At 69.6% G+C, this 10,494-nt stretch carries 9 protein-coding genes; 5 read left to right on the forward strand and 4 right to left on the reverse strand.

Annotation, left to right across the window (positions count from 1 at the left end; all coding sequences use genetic code 11):
* Both DMC18_RS18070 and DMC18_RS18075 read left to right on the forward strand, forming a co-directional pair.
* Window positions 1–494: DUF3237 domain-containing protein (locus DMC18_RS18070; RefSeq protein WP_199232592.1), on the forward strand; the 494-nt coding region annotated here is incomplete at its 5' end.
* Window positions 495–541: 47 nt separating this feature from the next.
* Window positions 542–1,894 (forward strand): MFS transporter, encoded by a 1,353-nt coding sequence (locus tag DMC18_RS18075; protein ID WP_110133168.1) that lies wholly within the window; start codon window positions 542–544, stop codon window positions 1,892–1,894.
* A 64-nt stretch (window positions 1,895–1,958) separates the two neighbouring features.
* Here the strand turns inward: DMC18_RS18075 and DMC18_RS18080 are convergent, their stop codons facing one another.
* The 3 genes from DMC18_RS18080 to DMC18_RS18090 all read right to left on the reverse strand — a co-directional run bounded on the left by DMC18_RS18080 (window position 1,959) and on the right by DMC18_RS18090 (window position 7,870).
* On the reverse strand, window positions 1,959–4,268 hold the full coding sequence (locus DMC18_RS18080) for a molybdopterin guanine dinucleotide-containing S/N-oxide reductase (RefSeq protein WP_110133169.1): 2,310 nt from the start codon (window positions 4,266–4,268) through the stop codon (window positions 1,959–1,961).
* A 7-nt stretch (window positions 4,269–4,275) separates the two neighbouring features.
* The gene (locus tag DMC18_RS18085) at window positions 4,276–6,708 is read right to left on the reverse strand and encodes a TonB-dependent receptor (protein WP_110133170.1); all 2,433 of its coding nucleotides are present in this window, start codon (window positions 6,706–6,708) and stop codon (window positions 4,276–4,278) included.
* A gap of 211 nt (window positions 6,709–6,919) precedes the next feature.
* Window positions 6,920–7,870 carry an aliphatic sulfonate ABC transporter substrate-binding protein gene (locus tag DMC18_RS18090; protein WP_110133171.1) on the reverse strand — a complete coding sequence of 317 codons (951 nt, stop codon included), beginning with the start codon at window positions 7,868–7,870 and terminating at the stop codon, window positions 6,920–6,922.
* A 409-nt stretch (window positions 7,871–8,279) separates the two neighbouring features.
* Here DMC18_RS18090 and DMC18_RS18095 point away from each other — a divergent pair, with 409 nt between their 5' ends.
* Complete coding sequence (locus DMC18_RS18095; protein WP_110133172.1) at window positions 8,280–8,477, forward strand: RHS repeat domain-containing protein; 198 nt, start codon at window positions 8,280–8,282, stop codon at window positions 8,475–8,477.
* Between the two features lie 13 nt (window positions 8,478–8,490).
* Here DMC18_RS18095 and DMC18_RS18100 read toward each other — a convergent pair whose 3' ends face one another.
* Window positions 8,491–9,189 (reverse strand): hypothetical protein, encoded by a 699-nt coding sequence (locus DMC18_RS18100; protein ID WP_146218124.1) that lies wholly within the window; start codon window positions 9,187–9,189, stop codon window positions 8,491–8,493.
* A 261-nt stretch (window positions 9,190–9,450) separates the two neighbouring features.
* Between DMC18_RS18100 and DMC18_RS18105 the strand changes: the two genes are divergently transcribed.
* A complete protein-coding gene (locus DMC18_RS18105; protein WP_110133174.1) occupies window positions 9,451–9,792 on the forward strand; it encodes a hypothetical protein in 342 nt (113 codons plus the stop codon).
* On the forward strand, window positions 9,782–10,339 hold the full coding sequence (locus tag DMC18_RS18110; RefSeq protein ID WP_110133175.1) for a hypothetical protein: 558 nt from the start codon (window positions 9,782–9,784) through the stop codon (window positions 10,337–10,339). Before DMC18_RS18105 ends, DMC18_RS18110 begins: the two co-directional genes overlap by 11 nt.
* The last annotated feature ends 155 nt before the right edge of the window (window positions 10,340–10,494 follow it).

Genomic DNA, 10,494 nt, shown 5'->3' on the forward strand with positions numbered 1-10,494 from the left:
CCGGCCTGGCCGGCGCGACACAGGCCGTCGCGGCGAGCCCGCCGCCGGCTCTCGCGCACGTCTTCGACCTCGCCGTCGAGGTCGGGCCTGCCCAGGAACTGGGCGAGGTCGGCGGTGGCCGTCGGCGGGTGATCCCGATCACCGGCGGCAGCCTTGCGGGTCCGGGCCTGTCGGGCGAGGTGCTGCCCGGCGGCGCCGACTGGCAGACGATCCGGCCTGACGGCGTCACCCTGCTGCAGGCCCGCTACACCGTGCGGATGAGCGACGGGGCGACGATCGGGATCATCAACACCGGCGTGCGCCGGGCCGACGCCGACGTCGTGCGCCGCCTGACCGCTGGCGAGGACGTCGATCCGGCGCTCTACTATTTCCGCGCCACCCCGATCTTCGAGGTCGGGCCGGGGCCGTATCTGTGGCTGACCGAAAGCGTCTTCGTCAGCGCCGGCGCGCGACGGCCGCGTCGGGTGGAGCTGGGCGTCTTCAAGGTCGCCTGACGGGGCCTGAGAAACAACAAGCGCCCGCGAAGGGCCTGGAGGAAACGATGACCACGGGATCGCAGGCCGCGCGCCGGCCGGCCATGGAAAGCGGGGCGCTCACCGTCCTGCTGTGCTTCCTCGTCGCCGTGCTGGAGGGCTTCGACATCCAGGCCATGGGCGTGGCCGCGCCGAAGCTGGGGCCGGAGCTGCACCTGGCCAAGGCGGTGCTGGGCGAGGCCCTGGCCGCCAGCAACATCGGGCTGGTGCTGGGCGCGGTGCTTGGCGGCTGGCTGGCCGACCGCCTGGGGCGCAAGGCCGTGCTGATCGGTGCGGTGCTCGGCTTCGGCGGCTTCACCCTGCTGACCATGTTCGCCCACGACTTCTCGATGCTGTTCGCCGCGCGGCTGGGCGCGGGGCTGGGCTTCGGCGCGGCCCTGCCCAACATCATGGCCCTGGCCGCCGAGGTGGCGCCGGCCGGCAAGCGCGGCTCGACCGGCACGATGATGTTCTGCGGCATGCCGCTGGGCGGCGGGCTTGTGGCCCTGGTCAGTTGGCTGAACCCGCATCTCGACTGGCGGCACCTGTTCCTGATCGGCGGCCTGGCGCCGCTGCTGCTGGCCCCGCTGATCCTGGTGCTGATGAAGGAGACCGCGCGACCGGCATCGTCGCCCGCCAAGAGCGCGGCCTGGACGTGGTTGGGCCTGGTCCCGCTCTACGGCCTGTCCTACCTGGCCCTGACATGGTTGGGCGGTCTTCCCGGCCTGGGATCGCTGCGCGGCTTGGCGCCCTGGCTGGCGACCCTGCCGACGGTGATCATCGCCTACATGGTCGTCAACCGCGCGGCGCTGTTCGGCGAGCGGCGCGCCTTGCCGTCGCTGCTGCTGTGGCTGGTGTTCCTTCCAACCCTGCTGATCCTCTACCTGGTGCTCAACTGGCTGCCGACCCTGGTCATCGCCAAGGGCTTCGCGCCCCAGGCCAGCCTGGCCTCGGCCTGCTTCAACCTCGCCAGCGTCGTCGGCGCCCTGATCCTGGGACGGCTGGTCGACCGCTTCGGCCTGCGCTGGCCGATGATCGCCGGCTATGTCGGCCTGACCGCGAGCCTGATGCTGCTGGCGCGAGCCGACGGCCTGGCGGCGGTGCTGGCCCTCAGCGGCGCGGTCGGCTTCTTCGTGCTGGGCGCCAACTACGCCCTCTACGGCGCGGCGGCCTCCTACTATCCGGCGGAGGCCCGGGGCAGGGGATCGGGCGCGGCCGTCGCCTGGGGGCGGATGGGCGCCGTCGTTGGGCCTCTCGTCGGCGGACAGCTCTTGCAGGCGGGCGACAGCGCGGGATCGGTCGTCGCCGCCATGACCCCGCTGGCCCTGACGGCTCTGGTCGGGATCGTGCTGCTGACCCTTCTCGAGCCGCCACGGCACTAGGCCGGATCGACTTGCCACTTCGAGATCGTGCGGCCCTGGCGGCCTCCGAGCGCGTTCTCAGGCCTCAGAACCACCTAGCGGGACGCAGCGCGGGCAGTTCATAGACCTCGACCGCCGGCTCGGGCCCTTCATGCCGTCGAACCTCGACCAGGCAGGTCTGGGCCGCGCAGCCTTGAGCGAAGGCCGAAGAGCCTCTGTCCAGTGTCAGCACATTGGGGTTGCCGTTGCGCTCGAGGTCCGCGCCTGGATCGAACCAGGCCCCCGTCGCCAGCCTGGCCACGCCCGGCATGATGTCGTCGGTGACGATCGCTCCCGCCAGGCAGCGGCCGCGATCGTTGAAGAGTTCCACGAGGTCGCCGTCGGCTATGCCCCGCGATGCGGCGTCGCCGGGATTGAGATAGACCGGCTCGCGCCCGGCCACCTTGCCGGCCCGGCTGTAGGGGCTGTGGTCCAGCTGGCCGTGCAGCCGCCGCTTGGGCTGGTCCGACAGCAGGTGCAGCGGATGGCGGGCGGCGTCGGGGTGGCCCAGCCACTCGAACGGCTCGAACCAGGCCGGATGCCCGGGGCAGTCGTCGAGGCCGTAGCCGGCGATGCGCTCGGAGAAGATCTCGATCTTGCCCGAGGGCGTACCCAGGCGATGGGTCTCCGGATCGGCGCGGAAGGCCTCGTGCATGACCAGCGGCCGGTCGTGCGGCGCCAGATCGATCAGCCCCTGGTCCCAGAAGGCGTCGAAGGCGGGCAGGTCGAAGCCGGCCTTGGCCACGCGCGCGGCGTTCTCGTCATAGAGCCGCCGCAGCCAGGCCTCGGCGTCGAGCCCTTCGGTATAGGCCTCGCCGACGCCCAGCCGACCGGCCAGGTCGGCGAAGATGGCGTAGTCGTCGCGGGCCTCGCCCTGCGGCTCGACCGCCTTCTTCATGGCGATGAAATAGCCCTCGCGGCCGGCGAAGCCGATGTCGTTGCGCTCCAGCGAGGTGGTGGCCGGCAGCACGATGTCGGCGAAGCGCGCGGCGGGGGTCCAGTACTGCTCGTGGACGATGATGCTGCGCGGCTTGCGCCAGGCCAGGCTCAGGCGGTTGAGGTCCTGGTGGTGGTGGAAGGGGTTGCCGCCGGCCCAGTACAGCAGCTGGATGTCGGGATAGGCGTGGGTGACGCCGTTGTAGGTGAAGGGCGCGCCGGGCTGCAGCAGCATGTCGGCGATGCGGGCCACGGGGATGAAGGCCGGCACCGCGTTCTGGCCCTGGGAAAACACCGGGCCCGTCAGCCGCGCATGGGCGCTGCCCTGGGTGTTCATCGCGCCGTATCCCAGGCCGTAGCCGCCGCCGGGCAGGCCGATCTGACCCAGCATGCAGGCCAGGGTCACCAGCGCCCAGAACGGCTGCTCGCCATGGGCGGCGCGCTGCAGGGCCCAGGCGACGTTGATCATCGTGCGGGCCGACAGCATCTCGTCGGCCAGGGCGACGATGCGGGCGGCCGGCACGCCGGTGATCGCCTCCGCCCAGGCCGGGGTCTTGGCGACGCCGTCCGACTGTCCTGTCAGGTAAGGCTCGAAGCGGTCGTAGCCGACCGTGCAGCGGTCGATGAAGCCGCGGTCGAAGCGCGGATCTTGGCGGACCACGAAGGCCAGGGCCAGCATCAGGGCGGTGTCGGTGTTGGGGCGGATCGGGATCCACTCGACCGGGCCGCCGGTCTCCAGGTTGTCGCGCACGGGGCTGATGTTGACGAAGCGCGTTCCGGCCCTGGCCATGGCCGCCAGGCCGTCGCGCGTTCGGTGCCGGCCCGAGCCGCCGGACGAGACCTGGGTGTTCTTCAGCGGCACGCCGCCGAACGTCACGAACAGTTCCGTATGCTCGGCCAGCACGTCCCACGAGGTGTGGGAAAGGTTCGACTCGTCCATCGAGGCGACGATGTGCGGCATCAGCGCCCGGCCCGCGCCCAGGCTGTAGCTGTCGACGCTGCGCACATAGCCGCCCAGCAGGTTGAGGAACCGGTGCACCTGGCTCTGGGCATGATGGAACCGCCCGGCGCTGGACCAGCCGTAGGAGCCGCCGAAGATCGCCTCGTTGCCGAAGCGATCGCGCACGTCGCCGACTTCGTTCGCCACGAGATCCAGCGCCGTGTCCCAGTCCACCTCGACGAAGCGTTCCCGGCCGCGCAGGTCTGGCCGTGAGCCCGGTCCGCCGTTCAGCCAGCTCTCGCGCACCGCTGGTTTGGCGATGCGCAGGGCCTGGGTGGCCGGGTCCAACTGGTCCAGGCCGATCGGCGACGGATCGCTGTCGCCGGTCAGGGGAAAAAGGCGAGGGGGCGCGCCATCGAGCCCGGCCTCGACCTCGTAGATCCCCCAGTGGGCGGCGGTGTAGGTGCGGGCCGGGCTCATGCGGAGATTAGCGCTTGATCCGCAGGGTCGCGCCGAAGGTGCGCGGCTCGCCCAGCGTACCCTGGACGATCCCGTAGGTGGCGTTGACCGACAGGGTGTTGAAATACTCCTCGTCGAACAGGTTGCGCGCCCAGATCGAGACGTCCCAGCCCTTGTCCGACCGCACGCCGCCGTTCAGCCCGAACACCTGGTAGCCGGGCACAAGGCTGAAGATGTCGTCGTTGACGGCCGCGAAGAAGTGCGAGCGGTGGCTGTAGTCGCCGCCGATATAGGCCTCGCCGCCGTCGCCGCCCGGCAGGGTGATCGGCTTGGCGTAGCGGAGCGTCGCGGCCACCGTCCAGCGCGGCGCGCCCGAGGCCTCCGCTCCCGACAGGTCCTTCACCCCCTGGTACGAGGTCAGGTACTGGGCCGAGGCGTTCTTGTACGACTGATAGCGGGCCTCGTTATAGGTCGCCGACAGGGTGGCGGTCAGGCCGGTGAAGGGGGCCGCCCGGGCGTCCAGCTCCACCCCGCGCGAGCGAAGCGTGCCGGTGTTGGCGATGTAGGTGACCGCCGGGCTCACCGTCGTGTTGACGTAGTTGGCCTGGTAGTTCTCGTCGGTGGTCCAGAACAGGTTGGCGTTCAGCTCCAGGCGACGGTCCAGCAGCCGGGTCTTCACCCCAAGCTCGTAGTCGTCGACCTTTTCGGGGGCGACGAAGATGTCTACGCCCGTGGTCTGACGCACCAGGTTGATGCCCGCCGACTTGTAGCCGCGCGAATAGCTGGCGTAGGCGTGGGCGTCGTCGCTGAGGTCGTAGCTGGCGCTGAGAAGGCCCGAGACGTTGTCGCCGTTCCAGTCGGCCTCGTAGCGGCTGACCGGCGCATAGGTGGCGCGGGCGGCGATCGCCAGGGCCTGCCAGGCCGTGGGCAGGTCGGCGATGGCGACGGCCGAGCCGCCGACCTTGGCGTCGTAGAGGCCGGTCTTTTCTTCGTAGGTGTAGCGCAGGCCCGCGGTCAGCCGCAGGTCGGGGCGCAGTTTCCAGGTCGCCTGGCCGTAGGCGGCGTAGCTGTGGGTGGCCGGCACCACGTGCGCCACCGAGGCCAGGCCGTTCAGCACCTCGTCCGGATAGGTCGGGCCCAGCAGCCATTTGGCGGCGTCGCGGCCGTAGGCCGAGGTCGTCCAGTCGTCGGCCTCCTGCCAGAAGTAGTAGAGGCCGGCGGTGTATTGCAGGCGGCGTTCGTCCGGCGAGACCAGGCGCAGCTCCTGGCTGAACTGGGTCTGGACGGTGTCGACGATGCCCTGGGTCGAGACGTTGGCCCCGATCTGGTCGCCGTCGTAGTTGGGGATCCAGCGCCAGTCGCGATAGGCCGAGATCGAGCTCAGGGTGAAGCCGCCCACCTGCCAGTCGGCGCGCGACTGCACGCCCCAGCTGGGCATGCGATCGAACTGGGAGTTGTCGAGGTCGATCTGGCGGGCGAAGGGGTCGATGGCCAGGGGCGTGTAGCCGACCGAGGCGGCCTTCTCGTAGAAGCCGCGAACGACCGAGCCGTTGGCCTTGGTGGTGGGCAGCACGGCCGTCACCACGTTGAAGCCCATATTGCCCTTCTGGATGCTGTAGTCGGCCGTCACCCTCAGCTTGAAGTCGTCGTTGGGCTTGTAGAGCAGGTCCAGCCGGTAGGCGTTGTTGTCGAGATTGTCCCAGCGCTTCTTGTAGACGGTGTTGTAGTAGAGGCCCTCGCGCTCGTTGCGCAGGTAGCTGACACGGACGGCCAGGTTGTCGGTGATCGGCCCGCTGTAGCTGCCATAGGCGCGCAGGTACTTGTAGTTGCCGCCCGAGACCTCGCCGCGCCATTCCGGCGTGAACGACGGTTCGCGGGTGCGGATGTCGATGGCCCCGGCGACGGTGTTCTTGCCGAACAGCGTGCCCTGCGGGCCGCGCAGCAGCTGGATGCTCTCGACATCGACCAGGTCGGTGATGGCCGTGCCGGTGCGCGGACGGTAGACGCCGTCGATATAGAGGCCCACGCCCTGTTCGAGGCCGTCGTTGGTGCCGCCGGCATTGGTGCCGATGCCGCGGATGGTGGTGGTCTGGTTGCGGCCGCTGAAGCCCTGGATGTTCAGGCTGGGCAGCTGGCTCATCAGCTGCTTGAGATTGAAGGTCCCGCCCAGCGCTTCCAGCTGCTGGCCGCCGAGGGCGGTGATCGGGATCGGCACGGTCTGGACGTCTTCGCTGCGATAGCGGGCGGTGACCACCAGGGCGTCGACCGCGGCGACGTCGGCGTTGTCGGGGGCGTTGTCGGGGGCGGTGTCGGGCGTCGAGGCTGCGCCAGGGGAGGCGTCGCTGGCGCTGGCGGCCAGCGCCTGGCCGGCCAGACCGGCGGGCAGCAGGGCGCAGGCCGTGAGCAGCAGGACTTTCAGCTTCGGCGCGCCAGCGGCGCGCCGAGCAAGAGCGGTCGTCATGAGATCCCCCGATCGAAGAACCGCCAGGATTTTTCCAGGCGTGGTTGTGCTTGAGTGTTCGCCGGTGTTGGGAGCGGCGCGGGGGTCTCAATGGCAGCGCGTTGTCGGGCTGAGCAAACGACTATTTGTCTGCTGCTGCATGAGTGCGATGAATAGGATTTGAGCGGTAAATATCGCTTGCGAGTTTGGCGGCGTGTTTACCTGGCCTGCGTCAGGCGAGCATGTCGAAACCCTTGGCGACATCGATCCGCTTGGCGATGACGCCGGCTCTCAGATAGCGGTCGGCGGTGCGTTGCTCGACGGCGATCAGGTTCGCGTCGATCTGGGCGGGCAGGCGCTGCGTGCGGCCGATCATGGTCTTCAGGATCCCCGGATCCATGCCGGTGTCGCGGTACATGGCCTCCGCATAGGCCGTCCGGTTCCTGGCCGCCCAGGTCCAGCCCTCATAGAGGCGGTCGCGGTAGTCGCGCAGATAGCCCGGCTTTTCGGCGATGGCCCCGTCGCGGCCGAACATCAGGGTATAGCCGGGATCCTCGTCCTGCCTGCCGGTCAGGATCCTGGCTCCCTGGCTTTCGGCCAGCGCGATATGCGGGTCCCAGATCGCCCAGGCGTCGACCGACCCGCCCTGGAAGGCGGCGCGGCCGTCGTTGGGCGAAAGAAACGCGAACTTCACCGCGTCGTAGGGCAGGCCGTTGGCCTCCAGTATGCCCAGCACGTGGTTGTGGCTGATCGAGCCGCGCGGCGTGGCGATCGTCTTGCCGGCCAGGTCCTTGAAGTCCCGAACGGCGGAGCCGCCGCGAACGACGATGGCGGGGCCCATGCCCTGGCTGATCTGGGCGCCGATCGCCTTGATCCTGGCGTCCGATCCGATGGCGAAGATGAAGGCGGAGTCGCCGCCTATGCCGGTGTCGATGGCGCCCGCGTTCAACGCCTCCAGCAGCGGGGCGGCGTTGGGAAACTGCGACCACTCAATGCGATAGGGCGTGTCGTCCAATTTGCCGGCGCCGGCCAGCACCAGGCGCGAGCCGCCACGCTGGTCGCCGACCAGGAGCTTGCCGGCGGGTTTGGTGACCTTCGGCGCGCAGGCCGCCACCAGGCCGGCGGCGGTCAGGCCGAGCATGGCGCGGCGGGTTTGGTGGGAGGGGAGGGCGATCCCGGTCATGACGGCGGCGTCCTTGCTGAGGCAGGCCTCGTGGCATGGCCGTCCGCCAGGGCCAGCACAAACGAGTTTCGCTAAAGCGTGGCCTTACCGTCGGTGAACTGGATCGGGATGTCGGTGGAAAAGCCTGCGCCGTGTTCGCCAGACGGCGCTGTTACCGCGGCTCGGCCTGGCCGTCGTGGCCGGGTTCAAAGGACCGGAAACGTCAGTTCTGCGATCAGGCCAGGGCGCAGGCGGCCACCGACGCCGACCTGGCCAAGATCCCAAGCGCGAAATAGCGGTGCGACCCTCTCCGGCAGAGCCTTGGGATGCGCTTGACTTGCGAGCATGCAAGCGCCGCCAAAAGAGGTGCTTTGCGCCCAGGCAATCTATGGCTGCCGCCGGGCGCGCTCGAACTCTGCGGGAGGGGCGAATGAAGTCGAAGGTCCTGGTGGTCGCGTTTTTGGCCGGCCTCGCATTTGCGGGCGCCTCCGTCGCCGAGACGATCCCGTACAAGTACGATGTCTATGGACGGCTGATCCAGGCCACCTATTCCAACGGCCGGATCGTCGCCTACAAATACGACGCTGCGGGCAACCGCACAGAAGTCGTTGTCGTAGCAGGCAGTTGAGGGGGGTTAGGCGCTAAGGCCTGAATTCCAGACGTTCGCGCCCCGCGCCCAAGCCTATATATGGCGCGCACGCCTCTATCGCGCGCGCCGCGGAGCGTTCGGCGGCCAAACGGCTACCGTCGATCACTTGGCCTTGAGGTCGGATCGCCTGCAGGCGCGACACACCGCCCCTGACGTCAAGTTCCACCAGCAGCACCACCGATAGCCGCCCCGGCGATCGCCAGCACGCCTCCACTTGGTTCCAGAATCGGCCCGAAGGGTTTGCCGGGCGTGTTCCCACGATCGGCAGGGCCGCGCCCGCGAAGACGTCAATGCCGGCCAGCCCCTCGCCGGCCTTCAGGCCAGGCGCCCCATTCGCCCCTGACGACTGCGCGTTCGAGGCGGGGGCGCTCGATGGAGCGGGCGAGGGCGCGCGTTCCGCAGCGCTGGCGTGACCCAGCAGGTCGTCCAGGCGGCGCCCGGTTTCCCCAAGATCGCTGGAAGCGGCCGGGGCGGCGGCCGAGGCCGGCGAGCGAAACGGGGGGCGGCTGGAAGGGGCCGCGGATTCGGCCTCTCCCCCGGCCGCCGCCACCAAGGTTACCTGAACGCTGCTTGCTTTGAGATCGACCGACGCTTCATTCCAGCGCCACAGCAGCAGGCCCGCGAGCGCGACATGTCCGACGAGGGCCAGCGCCGCGGCCAGGGCGCTGAAACGAACGTCATCAGACGCCATGAAGTCCAAAGGTCCCCGCATGATCCTGAACTCGATGCGCGAAACCGGGCCCAACGGCAATCGGCAAACGTAGTTGCATCTTGCGCTTATGTCGGCTGAGAGCGCAATTCAGCTCACAACGTCAGATGGCGGCTATTCGGGCGGCGGGCCGGCATGCTAGGGATTTGCGGTTGTGACAGGCGGGGGCGCTTGCGCGGCTCGAAGTTGAGCGAACGTGCGTCAAATGATCGACAGAGTGATGCGGGCCAAGAGGGGTACGCCTTGGCGGATGCGCTGGTGGCGATCGCCGTGCTCGCTTCGACGCTCGCGCTCGTCCTGGCCGCCATCCAGGTCGCCGGAAAGATGTCCCGCCTCGCCCTCGAGACCCGCCAGGCCGATCTCGTGCTGCGCGAACGGGTCGAAGCCACGCGTGGCCGGCTCGGGGTCTGGCGCGGTGAGACGCCCTATCCCTGGCGAGTCGAGGCGCGGATGGTCGGGACGGTCGAACCGGGCCTGGGCGGGCCCTGTACGCGGCGCGCCGAGGTCAGGCCGCGTGGAGGCAAGCGGCCCTACGTGCTGGAGACCCTCGATACCTGCCTGGATGAGGCGGCCCATGGCGGATGACGGCTACACCCTGGCCGAGGCCCTGGCGGCGATGACCGTGCTGGGCCTGGCCATCGGCGGGCTGGGCCTGGCGGTGACGGCGATCTCCGTCCAGCAGCGCCCCGCCGAGGTGGCCCACGACGATCTGGCGCGCGGAGCCGCTGTCGACTTGGCGCTGGACCGTCTTCTCGACGGCCAGGGGCCGTTCGGCGGTGATGCCGACCTTGCTTTTTCAGGGTCTCCGCAGAGCCTTTCCTTCGCCTGCGGCGGCGGCGTCTGCGGCGCGCGCATCGACGAAGCGCGCCGGGGGGCGGTCGTCACCATCTCGGGGCGCGACGGCGTGTCCGCCCGTTGGCCGTTGAAGACCCAATCGGCGCGCTTCGCCTATGTCGACGACCGCGGCGCGCGCCGGTCGGACTGGACGGGGAGCGGTTCCCGGCTAAGGGCGGTGGCGATCGAGCAGGGGGGCGAAGGGCGGCTGATCGCCCTGGCCCGCCTGGATGTCGACGAGAACCGAGGCTGCTTGTTCGACGCCGTCGTCGGCGAATGCCGGGAGACCGCGCCATGATCCCTCGCATCGATCTCAGCCTGATCGACGCCGCTATCGAAGCGGGCAACGCGCCGCCGGCCGAGCCGCGGCCGCCTGGCGTGTTCAGCCGCCTGGTCGTCGTCGCGCCCGGCTGGCCGTGGGACCAGTCGCGAGCGGCCAGGCTGGAGGCGGGG

Source organism: Caulobacter sp. D5 (genome assembly GCF_003185805.1).
Lineage (GTDB): Bacteria > Pseudomonadota > Alphaproteobacteria > Caulobacterales > Caulobacteraceae > Caulobacter.